Origin of the sequence: Pseudomonas sp. D8002, from assembly GCF_013385695.1 — a bacterium.
In the GTDB taxonomy this organism is placed as follows: Bacteria; Pseudomonadota; Gammaproteobacteria; order Pseudomonadales; family Pseudomonadaceae; genus Aquipseudomonas.
In genome coordinates, this window is the sequence record NZ_JACAPM010000024.1 from 241,007 (window position 1) to 266,530 (window position 25,524).

Genomic DNA, 25,524 nt, shown 5'->3' on the forward strand with positions numbered 1-25,524 from the left:
GCAAGCCCGCTCCCACATTAGTTTTTCATCGCCCACGCGACCTTAAATATCCCCAGGCACCCTCGCCTTCTCCCGGGCATGTTCCCGGCTGATCAGCCCCTGGCTGACCAACGCCTTCAAACTCATGTCCAGCGTCGTCATCCCCAGCGCCCCACCCGTCTGGATCGCCGAATACATCTGCGCCACCTTGTCCTCGCGGATCAAATTACGAATCGCCGGTGTGCCGAGCATGATTTCGTGAGCCGCCACCCGCCCGCCGCCGACCTTCTTCACCAGCACCTGGGACACCACCGCCTGCAATGACTCCGAGAGCATCGAGCGGACCATGGTCTTTTCCCCCGCCGGAAACACATCCACCACCCGGTCCACGGTTTTAGCCGCCGACGTGGTGTGCAACGTGCCAAACACCAGGTGCCCGGTTTCCGCCGCCGTCAGCGCGAGCCGAATGGTTTCCAGGTCTCGCAATTCGCCAACCAGGATCACATCCGGGTCCTCCCGCAATGCCGAACGCAGGGCCGCCGAGAAACTGTGGGTATCGCGATGCACCTGTCGCTGGTTGATCAGGGCATTTTTCGGTTGGTGGATAAACTCGATCGGGTCTTCAAGGGTGAGGATGTGCTGGCGACGATGGGTGTTGAGGTAGTCGATCATCGCTGCCAGGGTGGTGGACTTGCCGGAACCGGTCGGCCCGGTGACCAGCACCAGCCCCCGTGGCAAGTCTGCGATGCGCCGGAACACCTCGCCCAACCCCAGGTGTTCCAGGCTCTGCACGGTTGAGGGGATGGTACGAAACACCGCGCCCATGCCCCGGTGCTGCTGGAACACATTCACCCGAAACCGCGCCACCTCGGGCAACTCGAAGGCAAAATCCGTTTCAAGAGATGTTTCGAAATCCTTTTGCTGGTGATTGTTCAGCAAAGGGCTGAGCAACGCCGCCACTTGCACCGGCGCAAGTACAGGCCAATCGAGTGGCCAGATCTCGCCATCCACTCGCAGCATCGGCGCCAACCCCGCCGACAGATGCAGGTCGGAGGCCCGCAGGCGTACGCCGGCGGCCAGCAGTTCAGTGATATCCATAGGGCTTTCCATTTCCAGTAGAATGCCGCGGACTCCATATCCACGGGCGCAACTTGAATGTCGACCATAGCAGACAACATCGGCCTGGTTTCCGAGCGGATCCGGGCAGCCGCCGAGGCCGCGCAGCGCGACGCAGGCAGCGTGCACCTGCTGGCCGTGAGCAAGACCAAACCCGCACAGGCCGTGCGCGAAGCCTATGCCGCCGGGATGCGTGACTTTGGCGAGAACTATCTGCAGGAAGCCCTGGGCAAACAGGCCGAATTAACCGACCTGCCCTTGAGTTGGCACTTCATCGGCCCCATTCAATCGAACAAGACTCGTGCGATCGCCGAGAACTTCGCCTGGGTGCATTCCGTGGACCGCCTGAAAATCGCACAACGCCTGTCCGAACAACGCCCGGCTGACCTGCCGCCGCTGAATATCTGCATCCAGGTCAACGTCAGTGGCGAAGCCAGCAAGTCCGGCTGTACACCCGCCGACCTGCCCGCCCTGGCCGAAGCCATCAGCGCCCTGCCGCGCCTGAAGCTGCGCGGCCTGATGGCGATTCCCGAGCCGACCGACGACCGTGCAGAGCAAGACGCAGCCTTCGCCACCGTGCGCGACCTGCAAGCGAGCCTCGACCTGGGGCTCGACACACTTTCCATGGGCATGAGCCATGACCTTGAGTCGGCCATCGCCCAAGGGGCCACCTGGGTGCGGATCGGTACCGCCCTGTTTGGTGCCCGCGACTATGGCCAGCCGTGAAATGGCTGACTTCCATCTGAGTAAGGACCTGTCATGAGCAACACGCGTATTGCCTTTATCGGCGCCGGCAACATGGCGGCCAGCCTGATCGGCGGCCTGCGGGCCAAGGGCCTGGAAGCACAACAGATTCGCGCCAGCGACCCGGGCGCCGACACCCGCGCCCGCGTCAGCGCCGAGCACGGCATCGACACCTTCGCCGACAACGCAGAAGCGATTGAAGGCGTGGACGTGGTAGTGCTGGCGGTCAAGCCACAAGCCATGAAAGCCGTGTGCGAAAGCCTGCGCCCAAGCCTCAAGCCCCATCAACTGGTGGTGTCCATCGCCGCCGGCATCACTTGCGCCAGCATGACCCACTGGCTCGGCGCCCAGCCGATTGTGCGTTGCATGCCCAACACCCCGGCGCTGCTGCGCAAGGGCGTGAGCGGCTTGTACGCCACATCCGAAGTCACTGCCCAACAGCGCGACCAGGCACAAGAGCTGCTGTCCGCCGTAGGTCTCGCCGTGTGGCTGGAACAAGAGCAGCAACTGGACGCCGTCACCGCCGTCTCCGGCAGTGGCCCGGCGTATTTCTTCCTGCTGATCGAGGCCATGACCGCCGCTGGCGTGAAACTCGGCCTGCCGCAGGAAGTCGCCGAGCAACTGGCCGAGCAGACCGCACTGGGCGCCGCGCAGATGGCCGTGACCAGCGATGTCGACGCGGCCGAGTTGCGCCGTCGCGTGACCTCGCCCGGCGGCACGACCCAGGCGGCAATCGAATCGTTCCAGGCCGGGGGCTTTGAAGCCCTGGTGGAAAAAGCACTGGGTGCCGCAGCACATCGTTCGGCCGAAATGGCCGAGCAGCTGGGCAAATAGTCGTCCCCTACATAGGAATCAAACATGCTCGGAATCAATGACGCTGCCATTTTCATCATCCAGACCCTGGGCAGCCTGTACCTGCTGATCGTGCTGATGCGTTTTATCCTGCAACTGGTGCGGGCGAACTTCTACAACCCGCTGTGCCAGTTCGTGGTAAAGGCCACGCAGCCGCTGCTCAAGCCTCTGCGCCGGGTGATCCCGAGCCTGTTCGGCCTGGACATGTCGTCGCTGGTATTGGCGCTGCTGCTGCAGATCCTGCTGTTCGCGGTCATCCTGCTGCTCAATGGCTATCAGGCCACCACGCTGCTGTTGCTGCCGTGGGCCTTGATCGGGATCTTCTCGCTGTTCCTGAAGATCATTTTCTGGTCGATGATCATCAGCGTGATCCTGTCCTGGGTCGCTCCGGGCAGCCGCAGCCCGGGTGCCGAACTGGTGGCACAGATCACTGAGCCGGTGCTGGCACCGTTCCGTCGCCTGGTACCTAACCTGGGTGGCCTGGACATCTCGCCGATCTTCGCGTTTATCGCGATCCAGTTGCTGCAAAGCTGGGTGATTCCACGTTTGGCGTTCTATGCATTCATGCCCAAAGAACTGTTCGGTCTGATCTGACGACAATGTGGCGAGGGAGCTTGCTCCCGCTGGGCTGCGCAGCAGCCCCAAAACGGCCGACCGCGTTGCATATGCAAAATCGCGGCAACCGGACCGGGACCGCTTCGCGCTCCAGCGGGAGCAAGCTTCCTCGCCACAAAAAGCCTTAAAAACACCAGCCGCAGGCCTTTGCTTGCCGCTGGGTGCAGCGGTCTTTAGACTTACGCCTCATTTAAACGAGAGCAGGGTCGATGCCAACTGCCTTCCCCCCCGATTCTGTTGGACTGGTCGTGCCCCAAGTGGCGCACTTCAGCGAACCGCTGGCCCTGGCCTGCGGCCGTTCGCTGCCCGCCTACGACCTGATCTATGAAACCTACGGCCAACTGAACGCTACGGCCAGCAACGCCGTGCTGATCTGCCACGCCCTGTCCGGCCACCACCACGCTGCGGGTTTCCACAGCATGGACGAGCGCAAGCCCGGCTGGTGGGACAGCTGCATCGGCCCCGGCAAGCCCATCGACACCAACAAGTTCTTCGTGGTCAGCCTGAACAACCTCGGCGGCTGCAACGGCTCCACCGGCCCCAGCAGCCTCAACCCGGAAACAGGCAAGCCGTTTGGCGCCGATTTCCCGGTGCTGACCGTGGAAGACTGGGTGCACAGCCAGGCGCGCCTGGCCGACGTACTGGGCATCGCCCAATGGGCCGCCGTGATCGGCGGCAGCCTGGGCGGCATGCAGGCCCTGCAATGGACCATCACCTACCCGGACCGCGTGCGCCATTGCCTGGCCATCGCCTCGGCCCCCAAGCTGTCGGCGCAGAACATCGCCTTCAACGAAGTGGCGCGCCAGGCGATCCTCACCGACCCGGAGTTCCACGGCGGTTCGTTCCAGGAAGCGGGCGTGATCCCCAAGCGCGGGCTGATGCTCGCGCGCATGGTCGGGCACATCACCTACCTGTCGGATGACTCCATGGGCGAAAAATTCGGCCGAGGCCTCAAGAGCGAAAAGCTCAACTACGACTTCCACAGCGTCGAATTCCAGGTCGAGAGCTACCTGCGTTATCAAGGCGAGGAGTTTTCCGGGCGTTTCGACGCCAACACCTACCTGCTGATGACCAAGGCCCTGGACTACTTCGACCCGGCGGCGAATTTCGACGATGACCTGGCGCGCACCTTCGAGGCGGCCACCGCCAAGTTCTGCGTGATGTCGTTCACCACCGACTGGCGCTTCTCCCCGGCCCGCTCGCGGGAATTGGTGGATGCGCTGATGGCCGCGAAGAAAGACGTCTGCTACCTGGAGATCGACGCACCGCAAGGCCACGACGCCTTCCTGATCCCGATCCCGCGTTACTTGCAGGCTTTTAGCAATTACATGAACCGAATAGCACTGTGAGAACGCCATGAGAGCCGACCTGGAAATCATCCAAGACTGGATCCCCGCCGGCAGCCGCGTGCTCGACTTGGGTTGCGGCGATGGCGAACTGCTGAGCTGGCTGCGCGACAACAAGCAAGTCACCGGCTATGGCCTGGAAAACGACCCGGACAACATCGCCCAGTGCGTGGCCAAGGGCATCAACGTGATCGAGCAGGACCTGGACAAGGGCCTCGGCAACTTTGCCAGCAACAGCTTCGACATCGTGGTCATGACCCAGGCCCTGCAAGCCGTGCACTACCCGGACCGGATCCTCGACGAAATGTTGCGCGTCGGCCGCCAGTGCATCATTACTTTCCCCAATTTCGGCCACTGGCGCTGCCGCTGGTACCTGGCCACCAAGGGCCGCATGCCGGTGTCGGACTTCCTGCCGTACACCTGGTACAACACGCCCAACATCCACTTCTGCACCTTTGAAGACTTCGAAGCGCTGTGCGGCGAGCGCGAAGCCAAAGTCATCAACCGCCTTGCCGTCGATCAACAGCATCGTCACGGCTGGGCGAGTAAGCTATGGCCCAACCTGCTGGGTGAGATCGGGATCTACCGGGTCAGCAGCCCGGGCCTGACGGACCACCAGATTGCCGTCTAACCATTTTCAAGGAGGACGATCATGAGTCGCCTGGCTGTTTTTCTACTCACCGCGTGCCTGAGCGTCAGCGCTATGGCGGCGGATGTTATCGATGGTAATCGTCAGAAAGAATTCGGCGATATCACGGTGCACTACAACACCCTGACCACCAGCTTCCTGACGCCGGAAATGGCTCAGGAAGCCGGGATCGTACGCAGCAAAGAGCTGGGCATGATCAATGTGTTCGTAAACAAGGGCGTCGAATCGATAGACGCCACCGTTACCGGCACAATCAAGGATCTGGGCGGCAAGAGCGAGATGCTGACGTTCAAGAAAATTACCCAGAAAGGTTCTACGCTTTACGTCGCCCAGTACCCGGTGCCGCAGCAGGAAACCAAGATTTTCACCATCAACGTTGAAACCGGTGGCAAAGCCCACGGTTTCAGTTTCAACCAGGAACTGTTTCCGGCGCAATGATGAACCTTACTCAACTCGTACTGGCCAGCCATAACGCCGGCAAGCTCAAAGAACTCCAGGCCATGCTCGGCGACTCGGTGCAACTGCGCTCGATTGGCGAGTTCAGCCAGGTAGAGCCGGAAGAGACCGGCCTGTCGTTTGTCGAGAACGCCATCCTCAAAGCCCGCAACGCCGCGCGTATTTCCGGCCTGCCGGCACTGGCTGACGATTCGGGCCTGGCCGTGGACTTCCTGGGCGGCGCGCCTGGCATCTACTCGGCACGTTACGCCGACGGTAAAGGCGACGCGGCCAACAACGCCAAGCTGCTGGACGCCCTCAAGGACGTGCCCGACGCGATGCGCGGCGCGCAGTTCGTCTGCGTGCTGGCCCTGGTGCGTCACGCCGATGATCCATTGCCGATCCTCTGCGAAGGCTTGTGGCATGGTCGCATCCTGCATGCGGCCAGCGGCGAGCACGGGTTCGGCTACGACCCGCTGTTCTGGGTGCCGGAGCGCAACGTCTCCAGTGCCGAACTGAGCCCGGCCGACAAGAACCAGATCAGCCACCGCGCCCGCGCAATGGATTTGCTGCGCCAGCGCCTGGGCATGAAATGACTCAGAACACCTCCGCGCAGCCACTGATTCTCGGTGGCGCGCAAACACCTCGGGCGGCCCTGCCTCACCTGCCGCCCCTGGCGCTGTATATCCACATCCCGTGGTGCGTGCGCAAATGCCCCTATTGCGACTTCAACTCCCACACCGCCAGCAAGGTGCTGCCGGAGGAAGAGTACGTCGACGCGTTGCTGGCCGACCTCGATCAGGACCTGCACGCGGTGTACGGCCGTGAGCTGAGTTCGATCTTTTTCGGCGGCGGCACCCCAAGCCTGTTCAGCGCCGTTGCCCTGGGCCGGTTGCTCAAGGGCGTGGAAGCGCGCATCCCGTTTGCCGGCGATATCGAGATCACCCTGGAAGCCAACCCCGGTACCTTCGAGCAAGAGAAGTTCGTGGCGTACCGCAAGCTGGGGATCAATCGGCTGTCGATTGGCATCCAGAGTTTCCAGCAGGAAAAACTCGAAGCCCTGGGCCGCATCCACAACGGTGACGAAGCCGTGCGTGCCGCCGGCATGGCGCGCCAGGCCGGGTTCGACAACTTCAACCTGGACTTGATGCACGGTTTGCCCGATCAGTCCCTGGAGGACGCCCTGGGCGACCTGCGCCAGGCCATTGCCCTAAAGCCCACGCATCTGTCCTGGTATCAACTGACCCTGGAACCCAACACCGTGTTCTGGAACCAGCCGCCCGTGCTGCCGGAAGACGACACCCTGTGGGACATCCAGGAAGCCGGCCAGGCGTTGCTCGCCGAACACGGTTACGCCCAGTACGAAGTCTCGGCCTACGCCCAACCGGGCCGGCCGGCGCGGCATAACCTGAACTACTGGAGCTTTGGCGATTTTATCGGCATCGGCGCCGGTGCCCACGGCAAGCTCAGCCATCCGGATGGGCGCATCGTGCGCACCTGGAAAACCCGGGCACCGAAGGACTACCTCAACCCGGCGAAAAACTACCAGGCCGGCGCGAAAGAACTGACCAACGAAGAGTTACCGTTCGAGTTCCTGATGAACGCCCTGCGCCTCACCGACGGCGTCGAAGCCAGGCTTTACGCCGAGCGTACCGGCCTCGAACTGGCCAGCCTCGATGAAGCTCGCCGCGAGGCAGAACAAAGTGGCCTGATGCAGGTCGAACCGTCACGCCTGGCGGCCACCGACCGCGGGCAACTCTTTCTCAATGACCTGCTGCAGAAGTTTTTGAGCTGATTGCTCTTAAGGAAATCAAATGGATCTGGTACTCGACCTGCTCGCCACCGTATCCCGCTGGAGCCGTAGCAACCTGTCGGAAATCTCCCTGGCGTTGGTAGGCTGCCTGTTGGTGCTGTTTGGCGCCGACATCAAGGGCTGGGTCGAAGCACGGCTGGGCAGCATCGCGGGTGCGCTGCGCGTGCCGCTGATGGCGCTGGTGTGCATGATCGGCAGCGGTGCAGCACTGATCTATGCCACGCCGTGGATTGTTCGCGGGTTGAGCCAGTTCAACAACTACAGCCTGGCGCCGGTGTTGTTGGTGGTGCTGGTGTTGATTGGGGTGGTGGCGGATCGCCGCTGACCTTAAGCGCGGCACAAAACAAATGTGGGAGCGGGCTTGCTCGCGAATGCGGTGTGTCAGTCAGCGTAAATGTCGACTGATCTACCGCATTCGCGAGCAAGCCCGCTCCCACATTTTTTACTGCATTTCAAGCCTGGGACTTATCAGTCCACTTTCTCGAACTTCAAATCCCAAACCCCATGCCCGAGTCGCTCGCCGCGACGTTCGAACTTGGTGATCGGCCGCTCGGCCGGGCGCGGGACGCATTTGCCGTCTTCCGCCAGGTTGCGGTAGCCAGGGGCGACGTTCATCACTTCCAGCATGTACTCGGCATACGGTTCCCAGTCGGTGGCCATGTGCAGGATGCCGCCCACTTTCAGCTTGCTGCGCACCAGTTCCGCGAAGGAAGCCTGGACGATGCGGCGCTTGTGGTGGCGGCTCTTGTGCCAGGGGTCCGGGAAGAATAGCATCAGGCGGTCGAGGCTGTTGTCGGCGATGCAGCGGTTGAGCACTTCGATCGCGTCGCAGTCGTAGACCCGCAGGTTGGTCAGGCCCTGAGTCAGCACGCCGTTCAGCAGCGCGCCAACACCCGGACGGTGTACTTCAACCCCGATAAAATCCTGCTCCGGCGAAGCCGCGGCCATTTCCAGCAGGGAATGGCCCATGCCGAAGCCAATCTCCAGGGAGCGTGGTGCCGAGCGGCCAAACACCTGGTCGTAATCCACCGGCGCGTCTGCCAGCGGCAGGACGAACAGCGGCGTGCCCTGCTCCAGGCCCTTTTGCTGGCCCTCGGTCATGCGACCGGCGCGCATCACAAAACTCTTGATGCGGCGGTGCTTGGACTCGTCGCCTTCTTCCAGGGTGTTCGGCGTTTCGTTTGATTCAGTCATCAATGGCTCTTACTTGATCAGACCATCCAGCGGCGAGGAGGCGCTGGCGTAAAGTTTTTTCGGCATGCGCCCGGCGAGGTACGCCAGGCGGCCGGCGACAATTGCGTGGTTCATGGCTTCAGCCATCAGGACCGGCTGCTGGGCATGGGCGATGGCCGAGTTCATCAGCACCGCATCGCAACCCAGTTCCATGGCGATGGTGGCGTCGGAGGCAGTGCCCACGCCCGCATCCACCAGCACCGGGATCTTGGCTTCTTCAAGGATGATCTGCAGGTTGTACGGATTGCAGATACCCAGGCCGGAACCGATCAGACCGGCCAGCGGCATCACCGCGATGCAGCCGATTTCGGCCAGTTGGCGGGCGATGATCGGGTCGTCGCTGGTGTAGACCATCACGTCGAAGCCTTCCTTGACCAGGGTCTCGGCGGCCTTGAGGGTTTCGATCACGTTGGGGAACAGGGTTTTCTGGTCGGCCAGCACTTCCAGCTTCACCAGGTTGTGGCCGTCGAGCAGCTCACGGGCCAGGCGGCAGGTGCGCACGGCTTCGATGGCGTCGTAGCAACCGGCGGTGTTCGGCAGGAAGGTGTAGCGATCCGGCGACAGCACTTCGAGCAGGTTCGGCTCGCCCTCGATCTGGCCGAGGTTGGTGCGGCGCACGGCGAAAGTAACGATCTCGGCGCCCGAGGCTTCGATGGCCAGGCGGGTTTCTTCCATGTCGCGGTACTTGCCGGTGCCGACCAGCAGACGCGACTGGAAGGTACGACCGGCCAGGACGAAAGGCTTGTCGCTACGAACGATGCTCATGGGAAATCCTCGAGTTGGGGTGAGGTTCTGCAGAATGCGGGTTGGCGCCCTGGAGCGCCGGACGGCTAGCCGCCGCCGATGGCGTGGACCACTTCGACCTGGTCACCCTCGGTGAGCGCGGTCTCGACGTGCTGGCTACGCGGGACGATATCCTGGTTGAGCTCCACTGCGACGCGGCGTCCGGTCAAGTCCAGACGGGTCAGCAGGGCCGCAACGGTTTCACCGTCGGGCAGTTCAAAGGGTTCGCCGTTCAACTGAATGCGCATGCCACGGGCCGCCATCGTTTTTAGGGGCCAGCATTCTAGCGTGATTGGCGTTGCTGGCCCAAGCCCCTTGGTCAGGCAGCCTGTAGACGCCACGCCGCCAAACCGAGGAAGAACCAGCCCAGCAGGAACGCCAGGCCACCAAACGGGGTGATGATGCCGAGCTTGCTGATGCCGGTCATGGTCAGCACATACAGGCTGCCGGAGAACAGCAGGATGCCCACGGCAAAGGACACCCCCGCCCACGTCACCAGCCTGCCCGGAATGTGCGCCGCCAACAGTGCCACGCCGAACAGCGCCAGGGTGTGCACCAACTGGTAGGTCACGCCGGTGTGGAAAATCGCCAGGTACTCGGCGCTCAGGCGGTTTTTCAGGCCGTGGGCGGCAAACGCGCCCAGGGCGACGCCGGTGAAACCGAAAAAGGCAGCCAGCATCAGAAAGCCACGCAACATGAGGAACTCCAGTCAGACTCAGGGGGCAGGGTCTGTATAATGGCCCGCTCAACGGGTTCGGCCAAGCCATCTCTATGCTGCGTCTCCTCTTCAAGCGTTTTCTCAAAGCCCTCAAGTGGTTTGCCATCGGCAGCGTGCTGCTGGTGCTGCTGTTCCGTTTCGTGCCACCACCGGGCACTGCGCTGATGGTTGAGCGCAAGGTCGAGTCCTGGGTCGACGGCGAGCCGATTGACGTACAGCGCACGTGGGTGCCGTGGGATCAGATCTCCGACGAGCTGAAAGTGGCGGTGATGGCCGGCGAAGACCAGCGCTTCCCGCAACATTGGGGTTTTGATTTCGGCGCGATCCAGGCGGCATTGCAGCATAACGAGCGTGGCGGTTCGATTCGTGGCGCCAGCACCTTGAGCCAGCAGGTATCGAAGAACCTGTTTTTATGGACCGGCCGCAGCTATTTCCGCAAGGGCCTGGAAGCCTGGTTTACCGGGCTGATCGAGATTCTCTGGCCCAAGCAGCGAATTCTTGAGGTGTACCTCAACAGCGTGGAGTGGGATGAAGGCGTGTTCGGCGCCGAAGCGGCGGCGCGGCATCACTTTGGCGTGAGCGCCAAGGCGCTGACCCGCCAGCAGGCCAGCTACCTGGCGGCGGTGTTGCCTAACCCGCGGGTGTGGAGTGCCAGCCATCCAACGTCGTATGTCGCGCGACGGGCGGCGTGGATTCGGCAGCAGATGAGTCAGTTGGGTGGCGACAGCTATTTGAATGAGCTGAACAACTCGCGCAAGGCGCCTTGGGCTGACTGACCCACCACAAAACAAAAGTGGGAGCGGGCTTGCTCGCGAAAGCGGTGTGCCAGTCAATACTTTAGGTGACTGATCCACCGCCTTCGCGAGCAAGCCCGCTCCCACATTTCGATCGCGCTGTCCTAGCTACCTGTGTCAGGCGGCGATCGACAGTTTCAGCTTGTTCATCGCACTCTTCTCGAGCTGACGAATCCGCTCGGCCGACACGTTGTACTTCTGCGCCAGGTCGTGCAGCGTGGCTTTTTCTTCTGCCAACCAGCGCTGGTAGAGAATGTCACGGCTGCGGTCGTCCAGCACTTCCAGCGCTTCGTGCAGGTTGTGATTGGAGTTGTCGCTCCAGTCGGCATCTTCCAGCTGACGCGCCGGGTCGTACCGGTGGTCTTCCAGATAGTTGGCCGGCGATTGGAAGGCGCTGTCGTCGTCCGCTTCGGCGGCCGGGTCGAAGGCCATGTCATGGCCGGTCAGGCGACTTTCCATCTCGCGCACTTCACGTGGCTCTACGCCGAGGCTTTCGGCCACGCGATGCACTTCTTCGTTGTTCAGCCACGCCAGGCGTTTCTTCTGGCTGCGCAGGTTGAAGAACAGTTTGCGCTGGGCCTTGGTGGTCGCGACTTTCACGATGCGCCAGTTGCGCAGGATGAATTCGTGAATTTCCGCCTTGATCCAGTGCACAGCAAACGACACCAGGCGCACACCCATTTCCGGGTTGAAGCGCTTCACGGCTTTCATCAGGCCAACGTTGCCTTCCTGAATCAGGTCAGCCTGGGCCAGGCCGTAGCCGCTATAGCTACGGGCGATATGTACGACAAAACGCAGGTGGGCGAGCACCATCTGCCGAGCCGCCCCCAAATCCTGCTCATAGTAGAGACTCTCGGCCAGTTCACGCTCCTGCTCGGGCGTCAGCAATGGAATGCTGTTGACCGTGTGCACATAGGCCTCCAGGTTCGCACCCGGGACCAGAGCATAAGCAGGTTGCAAAGAAGTGGTCATACGAAAAAACCTCCGACTCACATAACTCGTGCAGTTCAGCACTGCGAAAATTGACCGGGAACCGTAGGACAAGTTCCCTAAACCACTGATACGGTCAATACAAACGAAACCACATTACCCTGACATTAACTACTTCGGTGCCAGCTCACGTAAATGCCGTGCGACCGCAATCCAAGCACCGATATACCCCAAGAGCACTGCCCCAAGCAACAATGACAGACCATCGGCTGCCGGCACGCCGGCCAGGGCAAAATCGCTGCCGTACAAACCGGCAAGCCCCACCACCGCGTCGTTCAGCCAGTTCAGGCCAAAAGCCAGTACGCCCCAGGACAAAATTCCCGCACCGAAGCCATACAGCGCGCCCATGTACAGAAAAGGCCGACGCACATAGCTGTCCGTGCCGCCGACGAGTTTAATCACTTCTATCTCGGTGCGGCGGTTTTCAATATGAAGACGAATGGTATTGCCTATCACCAAAAGTAATGCAGACACCAGCAACACCGTCAGGCCGAACACAAACCGGTCGCCCAGCTTGAGAATCGCGGCCAACCGCTCTACCCAGACTAGATCAAGTTGTGCCTGTTGGACCTTCGGCAGCTCTGCGAGTTTTTGTCGCAGGGCTTCCAGGGTGGTCTTGTCGACCTCGTTCGGGGTGACCAGCACCACGCCCGGCAGCGGGTTTTGCGGCAACTCCTTGAGCGCCTCGCCCAGGCCGGACTGTTGCTGGAACTCTTCCAGGGCTTGATCGCGGCTGATGTACTCAGCCTCGGCCACACCCGGAATGCCCTTGATCTGGTCGCGCAGGGACTCACCGTCCTGGGCGCTGGCATCCAGGTTCAGGTACAGGGAAATCTGCGCCGCCCGCTGCCACGAACCGCCAAGGCGCTCGACATTGTTCAGCAGCAATGACAAGCCCATGGGCAGGCTCAAGGCCACGGCCATGACCAGGCAGGTAAAAAAGCTGCCGATCGGCTGCTTGCCGAGGCGGCGCAGGCTGTCTACCAGGCTGGCACGGTGGCTTTCGATCCAGGCATGCACCAGGGTGCCGAAATCCGGGCCATCGTCTTCGTCGCGTTTTTTCTTCTGTGGCTGCGGGTCGGCCGCCTTTGGCGCGACGCGCTCGGAAACCTTCGGGCTGCGTGTTGCACTCATACCCCAGCCTCCCCGTCACCGATCAGGCGGCCGCGTTGCAGGGTCAGCATGCGGTGGCGCATGCGGGCGATCAGCGCCAGGTCGTGACTGGCGATCAGCACGCTGGTGCCCAGGCGGTTGATGTCTTCGAACACGCCCATGATTTCTGCGGCCAGGCGCGGGTCGAGGTTACCGGTGGGTTCGTCCGCCAGCAGCAAGGCCGGGCGATGGACGATGGCGCGGGCGATGCCGACGCGCTGTTGCTGGCCGGTGGACAGGTCGCCTGGGTACAGGTCGGTCTTGTCCGACAGCGCCACGCGCTCCAGGGCCGAATCCACGCGCTTGACGATTTCGGCCTTGGACAGACCGAGAATCTGCAACGGCAAGGCGATGTTGTTGAACACCGTGCGATCGAACAGCAACTGGTGGTTCTGGAACACCACGCCGATCTGGCGGCGCAGGAATGGAATCTGTGCGTTGCTGATGGTTGCCAGGTCCTGGCCCGCCAGCAGCAGTTTGCCGGTGGTTGGGCGTTCCATGGCCAGCAGCAGGCGCAACAAGGTACTTTTACCGGCACCCGAATGGCCGGTCACAAACAAGAATTCGCCGCGACGCACCCGGAAACTCAGCTCATGCAAGCCGACATGCCCGTTGGCGTAGCGTTTACCGACCTGTTCGAAACGAATCATGAACGCTCCCGCTCGGCAAACAGTGCCTGTACAAAGGGTTCGGCTTCAAAAGTGCGCAGGTCGTCGATGCCTTCACCGACGCCGATGTAACGAATCGGCAACCCGAACTGCTTCGCCAGGGCGAAGATCACACCGCCCTTGGCCGTGCCGTCGAGCTTAGTCAATGCCAGGCCGGTCAGCTGGACCGTCTGGTGGAATTGTTTGGCCTGGCTGATGGCGTTCTGGCCGGTACCGGCGTCCAGCACCAGCAACACCTCGTGGGGCGCGTCGGCGTCGAGCTTGCCGATCACGCGGCGAACTTTCTTCAGCTCTTCCATCAGGTTGTCTTTGGTGTGCAAGCGACCGGCGGTATCGGCGATCAGCACATCGATGTTGCGCGCCTTGGCGGCCTGCACCGCATCGAAGATCACCGAGGCCGAATCGGCGCCGGTGTGCTGGGCGATGACCGGGATCTTGTTGCGCTCGCCCCAGACCTGCAATTGCTCCACGGCGGCGGCACGGAAGGTGTCACCGGCGGCGAGCATGACTTTCTTGCCTTCCAGTTGCAGCTTCTTCGCCAACTTGCCGATGGTGGTGGTCTTGCCGGCGCCGTTGACGCCAACCACCAGGATCACAAACGGCTTTTTCTGCGTATCGATGATCAGCGGCGCTTCCACCGGCTTGAGCATGTTGGCCAGCTCGGCCTGCAGCGACTTGTAGAGCGCATCGGCGTCGGTCAGCTGCTTGCGCGCGACCTTCTGGGTCAGGCTCTGGATGATCACGGCGGTGGCTTCGACGCCCACGTCGGCGGTCAGCAGGCGGGTTTCGATGTCCTCCAGCAGCTCGTCATCGATGGTCTTTTTGCCGAGGAACAGGCTGGCCATGCCTTCGCCGATGCTGGCGCTGGTCTTGCTCAGGCCTTGCTTGAGGCGGGCGAAGAAACCGGTCTTGCCGGTTTCGGCAGGAACAGCAGGCTCTTCGATGACTGCTGGCGCGGCGACGGCGACCGGAACAGGTTCGGCGACCACCGGTGCAGGCACCTCAACCACTGGCGGCGCTTGGACCACAACGGGCGCAGGCTCCACGAGGGCCGGAATCGGCGGCGTCACATGCGCGGCCTGCTCGTCTTCAACCAGTGCTACAGGCTCTTCTGCCACCGGCAACACCAGCCATGGCTTGTGCTCTGGCTCTGGCGCAGGTTCTGGCTCAACCACGGGCTGCAACACCGGCTCGGCCATCGGCAACACCACCGGGGCCGGGGTTTCGGCAACCGGTTCGGCTTCTACTATGGATTCGGGGATCGGTTCAGCTTGAACCTGCGGCTGTTCGACGACGGTTTCCTGCGGCTTTTTGCGCAGCCATCCGAACAGGCCTTTTTTCTCGCCAGCCGCAGCTGGGGTCTTCTTGTCGTCGTTGGAACCAAACATGGAGACGGCTATCTCAAGGTAGCGACGCGCCAGGGGGCGTGCCGGTAAATAAAATTCGATGCGTAACAGACTGTTTTTTAGCCAGCTCGTTCATGCGCAACATTTTGTAAGGCCTAAATAGAGCCTTAACAAGACAGCCATAGTGGCCGTCCCTAGGTCGGACCAGTATCCTAGCACCTCCTCGCCCGCCGACGCTAAGACCAAGCGGGCAGCCCAACAGGTTTAAAAACGAATGAATGCTCTAGCCCGCCGCGCCGCAGGCCTGCTGCTCAGCACAGTTTGTCTGCCCCTTTCAGCTTTGGCTGCCGACCCACAACCCACCCACGAATTCACCCTGGACAACGGCCTCAAGGTCGTCGTGCGCGAAGACCATCGCGCCCCGGTGGTGGTTTCCCAGGTCTGGTACAAGGTGGGCTCCAGCTACGAAACCCCGGGCCAGACCGGTTTGTCCCACGCCCTGGAACACATGATGTTCAAGGGCAGCGCCAAGGTCGGCCCCGGCGAGGCTTCGTTGATCCTGCGTGACCTGGGCGCCGAAGAAAACGCCTTCACCAGCGACGACTACACCGCTTACTACCAAGTGCTCGCCCGTGACCGCCTGGGTGTCGCCTTCGAGCTGGAAGCCGACCGCATGGCCAGCCTGCGCCTGCCGGCCGACGAGTTCAGCCGCGAGATCGAGGTGATCAAGGAAGAGCGCCGGATGCGCACCGACGACAACCCGATGTCCAAGGCCTATGAGCGCTTCAAGGCCATGGCCTACCCGGCCAGCGGCTACCACACGCCGACCATCGGCTGGATGGCCGACCTGGACCGCATGAAGGTTGAAGAGCTGCGCCACTGGTACCAATCCTGGTACGTGCCGAACAACGCCACCCTGGTAGTGGTGGGCGACGTAACCCCGGATGAAGTCAAAACCCTGGCCCAGCGCTATTTCGGCCCGATCCCCAAGCGCGACGTCCCCCCGGCGAAAATCCCGCTGGAGCTGGCCGAGCCCGGTGAACGCCTGCTGACTATGCATGTACAGACCAAACTGCCGAGCGTGATCCTTGGTTTCAACGTGCCGAGCCTGGCCACCGCTGAAGACAAACGCTCGGTCAACGCCCTGCGCCTGATCTCGGCCCTGCTGGACGGCGGCTATAGCGCGCGCATCTCGACACAACTGGAGCGCGGCGAAGAGCTGGTGTCCGGCGGCTCGTCGAGCTACGACGCCTACACCCGCGGTGACAGCCTGTTCACCCTGACTGCCACACCGAACCTGCAAAAGAAAAAGACCGTGGCCCAGGCTGAAGCCGGCCTTTGGCGCCTGCTGGATGAGCTGAAGGCCAAGCCACCGAGCGCTGAAGAACTGGAGCGTATCCGCGCCCAGGTCATCGCCGGCGTGGTTTACCAGCGCGACTCGATTACCAGCCAAGCCACTGCCATCGGCTCCCTGGAGACGGTGGGCCTGTCCTGGAAACTCATGGACACCGAGCTGGCCGAGCTGCAAAGCGTCACCGCCGAAGATATCCAGAAAGCTGCACGCACCTATTTCACCCGCGAACGTCTCAGCGTCGCCCATGTCTTGCCTGAGGAGACCGCTCATGAGTGAACGTAAAAACAACCGCCTGGTGCTGCCCGGCCTGATCGTGGTGACTTTGGCTGCGGCCTGCGCGGTGTACTTGCTGCGCCCCAGCGAATCCGTCGCCAGCCAGGCGCTGGAGCAGGCCAAGTCCGCCAACAAGCTGCAATCCCTGGCCGAGCTGGACGACAAGGCGCCGACCAACCGCAAGCTCGACGTGCAAACCTGGACCACCGCCGAAGGCGCCAAGGTGCTGTTCGTCGAAGCCCATGAACTGCCGATGTTCGACATGCGCATCCTGTTCGCCGCCGGCAGCAGCCAGGACGGCGCAACACCAGGCCTGGCGCTGTTGACCAACGCAATGCTCAACGAAGGCGTGCCGGGCAAGGACGTCAGCCAGATTGCCGCCGGTTTCGACGGCCTGGGTGCTGATTTCAGCAATGGCGCCTACCGCGACATGGCGCTGGTTTCCCTGCGCAGCCTGAGCGCCAGCGACAAGCGTGACGCCGCCCTGTCACTGTTTGACGACGTGATCGGCAAGCCGACCTTCCCGGCAGACTCTCTGGCGCGCATCAAGAACCAACTGCTGGCCGGCTTTGAATACCAGAAACAGAACCCCGGCAAACTGGCGAGCATCGAGCTGTTCAAGCAGCTCTATGGCGACCACCCTTACGCCCATCCGAGCGAAGGCAACGCCGAGAGCGTGCCGAAGGTGACTCTCGCGCAATTGAAGGACTTCCACGCCAAGGCCTACGCCGCCGGCAACGCAGTGATTTCTGTAGTCGGCGATCTGACCCGCGCCGAAGCCGAAGCCATGACCGCCAAGGTTTCCGCGTCCCTGCCAAAAGGCCCGGCGCTGGCGAAAATCGCCCAACCGGTCGAGCCCAAGGCTGGCACCACCCACATCGAGTTCCCGTCCAAGCAGACAACCCTGCTGCTGGCGCAACTGGGTATCGACCGTGCCGACCCGGATTACGCCGCGCTGTCCCTGGGTAACCAGATTCTCGGCGGCGGTGGCTTCGGCACCCGTTTGATGAGCGAAGTGCGCGAGAAACGCGGCCTGACCTACGGCGTATACTCCGGCTTCTCGCCGATGCAGGTACGCGGCCCGTTCATGATCAACCTGCAAACCCGCGCCGAAATGAGCGCCGGCACGCTGCGATTGGTGCAGGACGTACTCGCCGACTACCTCAAGACCGGCCCGACGCAGAAAGAACTCGATGACGCCAAGCGCGAACTGGCCGGCAGCTTCCCGCTGTCCACCGCGAGCAACGCCGATATCGTCGGGCAGCTGGGCGCCATGGGTTTCTACAACCTGCCGCTGAGCTACCTGGAAGATTTCATGAAACAATCCCAGGCGCTGACCGTTGACCAGGTCAAAGCTGCTTTGAACAAACATTTGAGTGCCGACAAGATGGTCATCGTGACCGCCGGCCCGACGATTGCGCAAAAGCCACTACCGCCCCCCACTGATAAACCCGCCGAGCAACCGCTCGGGGTTCCGGAGCATTAATGGCCCGTCCATCCCGTCCCAAAAAACCTGTCCACAACGTTCACAACGGTGTGGGCCAACTGCGCATCATCGGCGGAGAGTGGGGCAGCCGTAAGCTGAGCTTCCCTGATGTCGTGGGCCTGCGCCCGACGCCAGACCGCGTGCGTGAAACCCTGTTCAACTGGCTCGCGCCGTATATCGCCGGGGCCAAGGTGCTGGACCCGTTCGCGGGTAGCGGCGCGCTGTTCCTGGAGTCGCTGTCCCGTGGCGCGGCGCTGGGCCAGGCGCTGGATGCCAGCAATGTGGCGGTCGCCAGCCTCAAGGAACACCTGGGCACCCTGCGTTGCACCACCGGGCAAGTGCAGACGGCTGACGCGTTGCGCTACCTGGAAACCCAGGAAGCCCGTGAGTTTGATGTGGTGTTTCTTGATCCGCCGTTCAACCAGAACCTGCTGCCGACTGTATGTGCGCTGCTGGAAGAGCGTCAGTGGTTGGCGCCGGATGCCTGGATCTACACTGAAAGCGAAACCGCACCGTCCACACTCGGCCTGCCGGGCACGTGGCGCCTGCACCGCGAGCAGAAATCCGGGCGGGTGTATTACGCGTTGTGGCAACGAACCGTGTAGGAGCGAGCTTGCTCGCGAAGATCGTTAACGATGACGCGGGAAACCAGGGGAACGCGGTGATCTTGAGTTTTTCGCGAGCAAGCTCGCTCCTACAATGATTGGAGCAAGCCCATTCGGCACCGAGAATTTCATGACTCCGCCCCTCGACCGCTTCTCCCCCGCCTTCGGCCTCGGCAACCCGCACCTGCAAACGTTGTGGGGACCGCTGTGGCGCAAAACCACGCACATCGAACGCCAGCGCGAACGGCTGTGGCTGGCAGACGGCGATTTTCTCGACCTCGACTGGCATGGGCCCCATGACGCAACCACCCCGCTGGTGCTGGTACTGCACGGGCTGACCGGTTCGTCCAACTCGCCCTATGTAGCCGGCCTGCAAAAAGCCCTCGCAACCCAAGGCTGGGCCAGCGTCGCGCTGAACTGGCGTGGCTGCTCCGGCGAACCCAACCTGCTTGCCCGCAGCTACCATTCCGGCGCCAGTGAAGACCTGGCCGAAACCATCGCTCACCTGCGGGCCAAGCGCCCGTTGGCGCCGCTGTATGCGGTGGGGTATTCACTGGGCGGCAATGTGCTGCTCAAGTACTTGGGCGAAACCGGCGAAGCCTGCGGGCTGCAAGGTGCGGCAGCCGTGTCGGTACCGTTTCGCCTGGATCAGTGCGCCGATCGCATTGGCCTGGGCTTTTCTCGGGTTTATCAGAAGCATTTCATGCGCGAAATGCTGGCCTATATCCGCGTCAAACAAAGCCGGTTTCTCAAGGATGGCCGCGAGGCAGGCCTGAAAACCCTCGCCGACCTGGGCTCGCTGGAGAAGATGCGCACGTTCTGGGACTTTGACGGCCGCGTCACCGCGCCGCTGCACGGGTTCCTCAGTGCCGAGGACTACTACCGCCGCGCCTCCAGCCGCTACTACCTCGGGGGCATTCGCACACCAACCCTGATCATCCAGGCCGCGGACGACCCGTTCGTGTTCGCCCACAGCCTGCCCGAGGCCAGCGAACTGTCGGATTGCACCGAGTTCGAACTGCTGGCCAAGGGCGGGCATGTCGGGTTTGTGGATGGCTCGCTGAAACAGCCAACTTACTACCTGGAACGAAGAATCCCGGAGTGGCTACTGACACAACGCCGATAAAAATGTGGGAGCTCCCACACTTTGGCTCAGACCGGGTCAGGCAGACCTCAGTCGCCTGTTGCAACTTCCCGCTTTGGATCAGTGATCCACTCGCTCCACGACCCCGCGTACAACTTGCCCAACGGGTAACCCGCCAGGCACAGCGCAAACAGGTTGTGGCAGGCAGTCACGCCGGAGCCGCAGTAGGCCACCAGGTCATCCGGCGAGCGGTCTTGCAGCTTGGCGGCGAAGCGTTGCTTGAGCTGGTCCGCCGGCAGGAAACGGCCGTCGCTGCCCAGGTTTTCATTGAATGCGGCACATTGCGCGCCGGGGATATGCCCAGCAACCGGGTCGATCGGCTCTACTTCACCACGAAAACGCGGCTGGGCGCGGGCGTCGATCAGGGTCAGGCCGGGCTGGCCAAGGCGTTTCTGCAGGTGTTCGGCGTCCAGTTGCAGGTGGTTGTCCGGCGTGCCGCTGAAGGTGCCGGGCTCGATCACCGGCGCATCCAGGCTCAACGGGAAGCCCGCCGCGTGCCAGGCTTTCAGGCCGCCATCGAGGATGAACACACCGTCGCGCTTGCCCAGCCAGGCCAGCAGCCACCAGGCACGGGCGGCATAGGCACCCGGGCCGTCGTCATACAAAACGATATCGCTGTCGGCGTTAACGCCCCATGCCCGCAGTTGCCGGATAAACGCATCCGGCGCCGGCAACGGATGGCGACCGGTCACGCCCTTGATTATCGGCCCGCTGAGGTGGCGCTCCAGATCGGCATACTGCGCCCCTTCGATATGCCCTTCGGCGTAGCTGCACAGGCCGTAGTCCGGGTCTTCCAGGGCAAAGCGGCAATCGAGGATCACCAGCCCGCCGGACTTCTGGCGCTCGGCCAGTTGCTGGGGGCTGATCAGTTGGGCAAGCGGCATGACTGACTCCTGTGGCTAGGTTAGCGTTCGGGAAACATCCTACTTCACTTCTTCCAGCGCCTGATTCAACGGCACGTAAAACTCTTTGAACAGTGCATCCACCGCGTCCTTGGCCTTGGGGGTGATAAACCCGGCTTCCAGCACCAGCACCTGGTACACACCGCGCTTGATGGCCTCAGCGCTCAGGTGCGTGGACTTTTCATTGGTGGTGCACAGGAAGCGCACCCATGAGGTGAGGATGATCCAGGCGTTGAGGGTCAGGGCTTCGGTTTGTACCGGGTCCATGTTCAGGATGCCGGCATCGACAAACCCCTGGTAGATGGCTGCGCCCTGGATCAGGCAACGCTGGGAGAACCGCCGATAGCCGGTGGCCAGCTCCGGGTCGCTTTCCAGCAGGTGTTCGAGGTCACGGTGCAGGAAGCGGTAGCGCCACATGCCGGCCAGCACCGCCTGCAGGTAGAAGCGCTTGTCTTCCACGGTCACCGCACGGCCCTGGGGCGGGCGCAGGAAACTGTCCACCAACGCTTCGTACTCACGAAACAGCACCGCGATAATCGCCTGCTTGTTGGGGAAGTGGTAGTACAGGTTGCCCGGGGAAATTTCCATATGGGCAGCGATATGGTTGGTGCTGACACTGCGCTCGCCCTGCTGGTTAAACAGCTCCAGGCTGGTTTGCACAATGCGCTCGCTGGTCTTTACTCGTGGTGCCATGGGAAATCAACTTCTAGACCCGTGATGGCGGCATCTTACGGACTATCCTTGTCCGGATAAATCGGCACGTTGTGCAATGTTATTTGACAATTTAGAGCAATGACTCTAAAAACTGAAGCATTCCAATAACAATCGGGAACTTCGCCATGTCTGCCAACGTTGCCTACCTGCAAGATTCCCAGGCGCTGGACCAACTCCAGGAACTGTTCGACGCCCAACGTCGGGCCTACGCCGCCAACCCGATGCCGCCGGCCGCCCAGCGCCAGCAATGGCTCAAGGCCTTGCGCGAGCTGTTGAGTGACGAGCGCCAGGCGCTGATCAACGCCATCAGCAGTGATTTCAGCCACCGCAGCGCCGACGAAACCCTGTTCGCCGAACTGATGCCCAGCCTGCATGGCATTCACTACGCCAGCAAACACCTCAAGGGTTGGATGAAACCTTCCCGCCGCGCTGTAGGCATTGCCTTCCAGCCCGCGTCCGCCAAGGTCATCTATCAACCCCTGGGTGTGGTCGGGGTGATCGTGCCCTGGAACTACCCGCTGTACCTGGCCATCGGCCCGCTGGTGGGTGCATTGGCGGCCGGCAACCGGGTGATGCTCAAGCTCAGCGAATCCACCCCCGCCACCGGCCAGTTGCTCAAGGCGCTGCTGGCGAAGATCTTCCCCGAGGACCTGGTGTGCGTGGTGCTCGGCGAGGCTGAAGTGGGCATGGCGTTTTCCAAGCTGCGCTTCGACCACCTGCTGTTCACCGGCGCCACCAGCATCGGCAAGCACGTGATGCGCGCGGCGGCCGAACACCTGACGCCGGTCACCCTGGAACTGGGCGGCAAATCACCGGCGATTGTTTCCGCCGACGTGCCGCTCAAGGACGCCGCCGAACGCATCGCCTTCGGCAAGGCGCTGAATGCCGGGCAAACCTGCGTGGCGCCGGACTACGTGCTGGTGCCGGAAGACCGTGTAGACGGCTTCGTCGAGGCCTACAGCAAGGCGGTTCGCGGGTTCTATCCGACCCTGGCCGACAACCCGGACTACACCGCCATCATCAACGAACGACAGTTGGCCCGGCTCAACGGCTACGTGAAAGACGCCACTGACAAGGGTGCCACCCTGGTCCCGCTGTACGACCAGGGCCAGGACCGCCGCATGGCCCACAGCCTGCTGCTGAATGTCAGCGACGAGATGACCGTGATGCAGGACGAAATCTTCGGCCCGGTGCTGCCGATCGTGCCGTATCGCGGCCTCGACCAGGCTTTCGCCTACATCAATCAGCGCCCTCGCCCACTGGCGCTGTATTACTTCGGCTACAACAAGGCGGAACAGAACCGCGTACTGCACGAAACCCATTCCGGCGGCGTGTGCCTGAACGACACGTTGCTGCACGTAGCCCAGGACGACATGCCCTTCGGCGGCATCGGCCCGTCGGGCATGGGCCATTACCACGGTCATGAAGGTTTCCTGACGTTCAGCAAGGCCAAGGGCGTGCTGATCAAGCAACGCTTGAACGCGGCCAAGCTGATTTACCCGCCCTATGGCAAATCCATCCAGAAGTTGATCCAGAAGCTGTTCGTCCGCTAACAAACCCATCACCGGGATAACAATAAGAATGAACCCTAGCCTGACTGAATCACCCGCGCTGTCACGGCGCGGTGTCTTGAAACTCGGCCTGTGCGCCAGCGCCTTCCTGGCCACCGCCGGGCTGGGCGCCAGCCTCAGCGGCTGCTCCAGCAGCACCCCGGCCAGCGGCTTTGCGATGTTGCGCAGCAGTGACCTGCCGTTTTTGCGGGCAGTGATTCCGGTGCTGCTGGAGGGCGTGGCCAGCGCCGAGGTAGTGGTGGCCGGGATCGACGACACCCTGAAAAAGCTCGACTTCAGCCTGCAACACCTGTCGCCCGAGATGTTCAAGCTGACCCAGCAACTGTTCGACGTATTGGGCATGGCCGTCACCCGTGGGCCGCTGACCGGGGTGTGGGGCAGCTGGGAAAACGCCAGCGGCGAACAGATCCGCAACTTCCTGCACCGTTGGGAAAACAGCTACCTGAACCTGCTGCGCATGGGCCAGGGCTCGTTGCTCAAGCTGGTGATCATGGCCTGGTATTTCCGCCCCGAGTCCTGGGCGCATTGCGGCTACCCCGGCCCACCGAAAATCTGATTCGCATCCCGATAAAAACAAGAGACGACCCTGATGCCCGTACCTGATCTGTTCCGCGATGGCATGGCCCGCGGCTGGAAGACCCACAATGGCGCCGCCCTCGACCAGGACCTGACCCTGGAGGCTGACGTCGCAATCATCGGCAGCGGCGCCGGCGGCGGCACCACCGCCGAAATCCTCAGCGCCGCCGGCTACAAGGTGCTGCTGATCGAAGAAGGCCCGCTGAAAACCAGCAACGACTTCAAGCTGCTGGAGGACGAGGCCTACGCCACCCTGTACCAGGAAGGCATCGGGCGCATGAGCAAGGACGGCGCCATCACCATCCTGCAGGGCCGAGCGGTCGGCGGCACCACGCTGATCAACTGGACCTCCAGCTTCCGCACCCCGGACCCGACCCTCGCCCACTGGGCCAGCGAATACGCGGTCAAGGGCCACAGCAGCGCCGAGATGGCGCCCTGGTTCGAAAAAATGGAACAACGCCTGGGCATCGCGCCTTGGGCCATGCCACCGAATGCCAACAATGACGTGATCCGCAAGGGCTGCGAAAAGCTTGGCTACAGCTGGCACGTGATCCCGCGCAATGTGCGCGGCTGTTTCAACCTGGGGTATTGCGGCATGGGTTGCCCGGTCAACGCCAAGCAATCAATGCTGGTGACCACCATTCCGTCCACCCTGGAGAAAGGCGGCGAGCTGCTGTACCTGGCCCGTGCCGAACGCTTGAAATTCAGCGGCGACACCATCACCAGCCTCGAATGCGTGGCCATGGATCAGTATTGCGTGGCACCCACCGGCCGCAAGATCACAGTCAAAGCCAAGCATTACGTATTGGCCGGCGGCGGCATCAACAGCCCGGCGCTGCTGCTGCGCTCGGACGCACCCGATCCCCACTCGCGCCTGGGCAAGCGAACCTTTTTACACCTGGTGAATTTTTCCGCCGGGTTGTTCGACGAGGTGATCAACCCGTTCTACGGCGCGCCGCAGTCGATTTATTCCGATCACTTCCAATGGCAGGACGGCACTACCGGCAAAATGTCCTACAAGCTCGAAGTACCGCCACTGCATCCGGGCCTGGCCAGCACCTTGCTCGGCGGCTACGGCACGCAGAACGCGCTGGACATGGGTCAACTGCCGAAAACCCACGCCATGCTGGCGCTGCTGCGGGACGGCTTCCACCCCGACAGCCCGGGTGGCACAGTCGAATTACGCGGCGATGGCACACCGGTGCTCGATTATCAGGTTTCGCCCTACGCCTGGGACGGCCTGCGCCGGGCATTCCACAGCATGGCGGAGATTCAGTTTGCCGGCGGCGCCAAGTCGGTGATGCCGCTGCACGGCGATGCGCGCTACGTGAACACCTTGGCTGAAGCCCGCAGCATGATCGACGGGTTGAACCTCGAATTGCACCGAACCCGGCTCGGCAGCGCTCATGTAATGGGCGGTTGCGCGATGGGGGAAGAACCGAAAAACGCCGTGGCCGACAGCCTTGGGCGCCATCATCAACTGCGCAACTTGTCGATCCACGATGGCTCGCTATTCCCCACCAGCATTGGCGCTAACCCGCAGTTATCGGTGTATGGATTGACGGCGCAACTGGCGACGGCATTGGCCGAACGTCTGAAAACGGCCTGAAAAAACCGGGTATTCGCGGTGTCTATAGTGCTTTCTTCTGAATAAGTTGACTTGGCC

At 62.2% G+C, this 25,524-nt stretch carries 28 protein-coding genes; 17 read left to right on the forward strand and 11 right to left on the reverse strand.

Annotated elements, in window-relative coordinates:
- Window positions 1-42 precede the first annotated feature (42 nt).
- On the reverse strand, window positions 43-1,077 hold the full coding sequence (locus tag HX807_RS13960; protein ID WP_177050264.1) for a type IV pilus twitching motility protein PilT: 1,035 nt from the start codon (window positions 1,075-1,077) through the stop codon (window positions 43-45).
- A 57-nt stretch (window positions 1,078-1,134) separates the two neighbouring features.
- On the opposite strand from HX807_RS13960, the gene HX807_RS13965 reads away from it, so the two are divergent.
- The 9 genes from HX807_RS13965 (at window position 1,135) to HX807_RS14005 (ending at window position 7,874) form a co-directional block, all read left to right on the forward strand.
- Window positions 1,135-1,821, forward strand: coding sequence for a YggS family pyridoxal phosphate-dependent enzyme (locus HX807_RS13965; RefSeq protein WP_008434154.1), 687 nt, complete (start codon window positions 1,135-1,137; stop codon window positions 1,819-1,821).
- A gap of 33 nt (window positions 1,822-1,854) precedes the next feature.
- Window positions 1,855-2,673 (forward strand): pyrroline-5-carboxylate reductase, encoded by an 819-nt coding sequence (gene proC / locus HX807_RS13970; protein ID WP_177050266.1) that lies wholly within the window; start codon window positions 1,855-1,857, stop codon window positions 2,671-2,673.
- A gap of 24 nt (window positions 2,674-2,697) precedes the next feature.
- The gene (locus tag HX807_RS13975) at window positions 2,698-3,285 is read left to right on the forward strand and encodes a YggT family protein (RefSeq protein ID WP_003213764.1); all 588 of its coding nucleotides are present in this window, start codon (window positions 2,698-2,700) and stop codon (window positions 3,283-3,285) included.
- Between the two features lie 230 nt (window positions 3,286-3,515).
- Complete coding sequence (locus tag HX807_RS13980) at window positions 3,516-4,655, forward strand: homoserine O-acetyltransferase (RefSeq protein ID WP_008434158.1); 1,140 nt, start codon at window positions 3,516-3,518, stop codon at window positions 4,653-4,655.
- 7 nt (window positions 4,656-4,662) lie between these two features.
- Complete coding sequence (gene metW, locus HX807_RS13985; protein WP_003213768.1) at window positions 4,663-5,283, forward strand: methionine biosynthesis protein MetW; 621 nt, start codon at window positions 4,663-4,665, stop codon at window positions 5,281-5,283.
- Window positions 5,284-5,304: 21 nt separating this feature from the next.
- Entirely contained in the window at window positions 5,305-5,739 is a 435-nt protein-coding gene (locus tag HX807_RS13990; RefSeq protein ID WP_003213770.1) for a DUF4426 domain-containing protein, read from the forward strand.
- Window positions 5,736-6,332, forward strand: coding sequence for an RdgB/HAM1 family non-canonical purine NTP pyrophosphatase (rdgB, locus tag HX807_RS13995; protein WP_177022331.1), 597 nt, complete (start codon window positions 5,736-5,738; stop codon window positions 6,330-6,332). The genes HX807_RS13990 and rdgB overlap by 4 nt, the downstream gene beginning before the upstream one ends.
- Complete coding sequence (hemW, locus tag HX807_RS14000; RefSeq protein ID WP_256343980.1) at window positions 6,329-7,531, forward strand: radical SAM family heme chaperone HemW; 1,203 nt, start codon at window positions 6,329-6,331, stop codon at window positions 7,529-7,531. Before rdgB ends, hemW begins: the two co-directional genes overlap by 4 nt.
- 19 nt (window positions 7,532-7,550) lie before the next feature.
- The gene (locus HX807_RS14005) at window positions 7,551-7,874 is read left to right on the forward strand and encodes a DUF3392 domain-containing protein (protein WP_003213776.1); all 324 of its coding nucleotides are present in this window, start codon (window positions 7,551-7,553) and stop codon (window positions 7,872-7,874) included.
- Between the two features lie 143 nt (window positions 7,875-8,017).
- On the opposite strand, the gene trmB is transcribed toward HX807_RS14005, so the two are convergent.
- The 4 genes from trmB to HX807_RS14025 all read right to left on the reverse strand — a co-directional run bounded on the left by trmB (window position 8,018) and on the right by HX807_RS14025 (window position 10,262).
- Window positions 8,018-8,743, reverse strand: coding sequence for a tRNA (guanosine(46)-N7)-methyltransferase TrmB (trmB, locus tag HX807_RS14010; protein ID WP_003213778.1), 726 nt, complete (start codon window positions 8,741-8,743; stop codon window positions 8,018-8,020).
- 9 nt (window positions 8,744-8,752) lie between these two features.
- Window positions 8,753-9,547, reverse strand: a complete 795-nt coding sequence (locus HX807_RS14015; RefSeq protein ID WP_102370101.1) for a thiazole synthase — start codon at window positions 9,545-9,547, stop codon at window positions 8,753-8,755.
- Between the two features lie 65 nt (window positions 9,548-9,612).
- Complete coding sequence (gene thiS / locus HX807_RS14020; protein WP_008434168.1) at window positions 9,613-9,813, reverse strand: sulfur carrier protein ThiS; 201 nt, start codon at window positions 9,811-9,813, stop codon at window positions 9,613-9,615.
- A 71-nt stretch (window positions 9,814-9,884) separates the two neighbouring features.
- Entirely contained in the window at window positions 9,885-10,262 is a 378-nt protein-coding gene (locus HX807_RS14025; protein ID WP_003213781.1) for a DUF423 domain-containing protein, read from the reverse strand.
- Between the two features lie 74 nt (window positions 10,263-10,336).
- On the opposite strand from HX807_RS14025, the gene mtgA reads away from it, so the two are divergent.
- Entirely contained in the window at window positions 10,337-11,059 is a 723-nt protein-coding gene (gene mtgA, locus HX807_RS14030) for a monofunctional biosynthetic peptidoglycan transglycosylase (protein WP_087693250.1), read from the forward strand.
- 135 nt (window positions 11,060-11,194) lie between these two features.
- Here mtgA and rpoH read toward each other — a convergent pair whose 3' ends face one another.
- The 4 genes from rpoH to ftsY all read right to left on the reverse strand — a co-directional run bounded on the left by rpoH (window position 11,195) and on the right by ftsY (window position 15,275).
- Window positions 11,195-12,049 (reverse strand): RNA polymerase sigma factor RpoH, encoded by an 855-nt coding sequence (gene rpoH, locus HX807_RS14035; protein WP_003176698.1) that lies wholly within the window; start codon window positions 12,047-12,049, stop codon window positions 11,195-11,197.
- 129 nt (window positions 12,050-12,178) lie between these two features.
- The gene (gene ftsX, locus HX807_RS14040; RefSeq protein ID WP_003213783.1) at window positions 12,179-13,201 is read right to left on the reverse strand and encodes a permease-like cell division protein FtsX; all 1,023 of its coding nucleotides are present in this window, start codon (window positions 13,199-13,201) and stop codon (window positions 12,179-12,181) included.
- Window positions 13,198-13,869, reverse strand: a complete 672-nt coding sequence (ftsE, locus tag HX807_RS14045) for a cell division ATP-binding protein FtsE (protein ID WP_003213784.1) — start codon at window positions 13,867-13,869, stop codon at window positions 13,198-13,200. The genes ftsX and ftsE overlap by 4 nt, the downstream gene beginning before the upstream one ends.
- Window positions 13,866-15,275, reverse strand: a complete 1,410-nt coding sequence (gene ftsY, locus HX807_RS14050; protein WP_177050268.1) for a signal recognition particle-docking protein FtsY — start codon at window positions 15,273-15,275, stop codon at window positions 13,866-13,868. Before ftsY ends, ftsE begins: the two co-directional genes overlap by 4 nt.
- A 232-nt stretch (window positions 15,276-15,507) precedes the next feature.
- Here ftsY and HX807_RS14055 point away from each other — a divergent pair, with 232 nt between their 5' ends.
- The 4 genes from HX807_RS14055 to HX807_RS14070 all read left to right on the forward strand — a co-directional run bounded on the left by HX807_RS14055 (window position 15,508) and on the right by HX807_RS14070 (window position 20,077).
- Window positions 15,508-16,863 (forward strand): pitrilysin family protein, encoded by a 1,356-nt coding sequence (locus tag HX807_RS14055; RefSeq protein ID WP_003213786.1) that lies wholly within the window; start codon window positions 15,508-15,510, stop codon window positions 16,861-16,863.
- Window positions 16,856-18,346 (forward strand): pitrilysin family protein, encoded by a 1,491-nt coding sequence (locus HX807_RS14060; RefSeq protein WP_003213787.1) that lies wholly within the window; start codon window positions 16,856-16,858, stop codon window positions 18,344-18,346. Before HX807_RS14055 ends, HX807_RS14060 begins: the two co-directional genes overlap by 8 nt.
- A complete protein-coding gene (gene rsmD / locus HX807_RS14065) occupies window positions 18,346-18,951 on the forward strand; it encodes a 16S rRNA (guanine(966)-N(2))-methyltransferase RsmD (protein WP_003213788.1) in 606 nt (201 codons plus the stop codon). Before HX807_RS14060 ends, rsmD begins: the two co-directional genes overlap by 1 nt.
- 130 nt (window positions 18,952-19,081) lie before the next feature.
- Window positions 19,082-20,077, forward strand: a complete 996-nt coding sequence (locus tag HX807_RS14070) for a hydrolase (RefSeq protein ID WP_087693252.1) — start codon at window positions 19,082-19,084, stop codon at window positions 20,075-20,077.
- A 47-nt stretch (window positions 20,078-20,124) separates the two neighbouring features.
- Here HX807_RS14070 and HX807_RS14075 read toward each other — a convergent pair whose 3' ends face one another.
- Both HX807_RS14075 and HX807_RS14080 read right to left on the reverse strand, forming a co-directional pair.
- Entirely contained in the window at window positions 20,125-20,979 is an 855-nt protein-coding gene (locus HX807_RS14075) for a sulfurtransferase (RefSeq protein WP_087693253.1), read from the reverse strand.
- A gap of 39 nt (window positions 20,980-21,018) precedes the next feature.
- A complete protein-coding gene (locus HX807_RS14080; RefSeq protein ID WP_003213791.1) occupies window positions 21,019-21,690 on the reverse strand; it encodes a TetR/AcrR family transcriptional regulator in 672 nt (223 codons plus the stop codon).
- Between the two features lie 146 nt (window positions 21,691-21,836).
- Between HX807_RS14080 and HX807_RS14085 the strand changes: the two genes are divergently transcribed.
- The 3 genes from HX807_RS14085 to HX807_RS14095 are packed head-to-tail and all read left to right on the forward strand — an operon-like array spanning window position 21,837 to window position 25,467.
- On the forward strand, window positions 21,837-23,264 hold the full coding sequence (locus HX807_RS14085; RefSeq protein ID WP_177050270.1) for a coniferyl aldehyde dehydrogenase: 1,428 nt from the start codon (window positions 21,837-21,839) through the stop codon (window positions 23,262-23,264).
- A 28-nt stretch (window positions 23,265-23,292) separates the two neighbouring features.
- Complete coding sequence (locus HX807_RS14090) at window positions 23,293-23,838, forward strand: twin-arginine translocation pathway signal protein (RefSeq protein WP_087693254.1); 546 nt, start codon at window positions 23,293-23,295, stop codon at window positions 23,836-23,838.
- 33 nt (window positions 23,839-23,871) lie between these two features.
- Window positions 23,872-25,467, forward strand: a complete 1,596-nt coding sequence (locus HX807_RS14095) for a GMC family oxidoreductase (RefSeq protein WP_177035302.1) — start codon at window positions 23,872-23,874, stop codon at window positions 25,465-25,467.
- The last annotated feature ends 57 nt before the right edge of the window (window positions 25,468-25,524 follow it).

Bases quoted from the DNA above. Each gene is read 5' to 3' on its own strand.
- HX807_RS13960 (WP_177050264.1), bottom strand. From the start codon at position 1,077: ATGGATATCACTGAACTGCTGGCCGCCGGCGTACGCCTGCGGGCCTCC.
- HX807_RS13965 (WP_008434154.1), top strand. From the start codon at position 1,135: ATGTCGACCATAGCAGACAACATCGGCCTGGTTTCCGAGCGGATCCGG.
- proC (WP_177050266.1), top strand. From the start codon at position 1,855: ATGAGCAACACGCGTATTGCCTTTATCGGCGCCGGCAACATGGCGGCC.
- HX807_RS13975 (WP_003213764.1), top strand. From the start codon at position 2,698: ATGCTCGGAATCAATGACGCTGCCATTTTCATCATCCAGACCCTGGGC.
- HX807_RS13980 (WP_008434158.1), top strand. From the start codon at position 3,516: ATGCCAACTGCCTTCCCCCCCGATTCTGTTGGACTGGTCGTGCCCCAA.
- metW (WP_003213768.1), top strand. From the start codon at position 4,663: ATGAGAGCCGACCTGGAAATCATCCAAGACTGGATCCCCGCCGGCAGC.
- HX807_RS13990 (WP_003213770.1), top strand. From the start codon at position 5,305: ATGAGTCGCCTGGCTGTTTTTCTACTCACCGCGTGCCTGAGCGTCAGC.
- rdgB (WP_177022331.1), top strand. From the start codon at position 5,736: ATGATGAACCTTACTCAACTCGTACTGGCCAGCCATAACGCCGGCAAG.
- hemW (WP_256343980.1), top strand. From the start codon at position 6,329: ATGACTCAGAACACCTCCGCGCAGCCACTGATTCTCGGTGGCGCGCAA.
- HX807_RS14005 (WP_003213776.1), top strand. From the start codon at position 7,551: ATGGATCTGGTACTCGACCTGCTCGCCACCGTATCCCGCTGGAGCCGT.
- trmB (WP_003213778.1), bottom strand. From the start codon at position 8,743: ATGACTGAATCAAACGAAACGCCGAACACCCTGGAAGAAGGCGACGAG.
- HX807_RS14015 (WP_102370101.1), bottom strand. From the start codon at position 9,547: ATGAGCATCGTTCGTAGCGACAAGCCTTTCGTCCTGGCCGGTCGTACC.
- thiS (WP_008434168.1), bottom strand. From the start codon at position 9,813: ATGCGCATTCAGTTGAACGGCGAACCCTTTGAACTGCCCGACGGTGAA.
- HX807_RS14025 (WP_003213781.1), bottom strand. From the start codon at position 10,262: ATGTTGCGTGGCTTTCTGATGCTGGCTGCCTTTTTCGGTTTCACCGGC.
- mtgA (WP_087693250.1), top strand. From the start codon at position 10,337: ATGCTGCGTCTCCTCTTCAAGCGTTTTCTCAAAGCCCTCAAGTGGTTT.
- rpoH (WP_003176698.1), bottom strand. From the start codon at position 12,049: ATGACCACTTCTTTGCAACCTGCTTATGCTCTGGTCCCGGGTGCGAAC.
- ftsX (WP_003213783.1), bottom strand. From the start codon at position 13,201: ATGAGTGCAACACGCAGCCCGAAGGTTTCCGAGCGCGTCGCGCCAAAG.
- ftsE (WP_003213784.1), bottom strand. From the start codon at position 13,869: ATGATTCGTTTCGAACAGGTCGGTAAACGCTACGCCAACGGGCATGTC.
- ftsY (WP_177050268.1), bottom strand. From the start codon at position 15,275: ATGTTTGGTTCCAACGACGACAAGAAGACCCCAGCTGCGGCTGGCGAG.
- HX807_RS14055 (WP_003213786.1), top strand. From the start codon at position 15,508: ATGAATGCTCTAGCCCGCCGCGCCGCAGGCCTGCTGCTCAGCACAGTT.
- HX807_RS14060 (WP_003213787.1), top strand. From the start codon at position 16,856: ATGAGTGAACGTAAAAACAACCGCCTGGTGCTGCCCGGCCTGATCGTG.
- rsmD (WP_003213788.1), top strand. From the start codon at position 18,346: ATGGCCCGTCCATCCCGTCCCAAAAAACCTGTCCACAACGTTCACAAC.
- HX807_RS14070 (WP_087693252.1), top strand. From the start codon at position 19,082: ATGACTCCGCCCCTCGACCGCTTCTCCCCCGCCTTCGGCCTCGGCAAC.
- HX807_RS14075 (WP_087693253.1), bottom strand. From the start codon at position 20,979: ATGCCGCTTGCCCAACTGATCAGCCCCCAGCAACTGGCCGAGCGCCAG.
- HX807_RS14080 (WP_003213791.1), bottom strand. From the start codon at position 21,690: ATGGCACCACGAGTAAAGACCAGCGAGCGCATTGTGCAAACCAGCCTG.
- HX807_RS14085 (WP_177050270.1), top strand. From the start codon at position 21,837: ATGTCTGCCAACGTTGCCTACCTGCAAGATTCCCAGGCGCTGGACCAA.
- HX807_RS14090 (WP_087693254.1), top strand. From the start codon at position 23,293: ATGAACCCTAGCCTGACTGAATCACCCGCGCTGTCACGGCGCGGTGTC.
- HX807_RS14095 (WP_177035302.1), top strand. From the start codon at position 23,872: ATGCCCGTACCTGATCTGTTCCGCGATGGCATGGCCCGCGGCTGGAAG.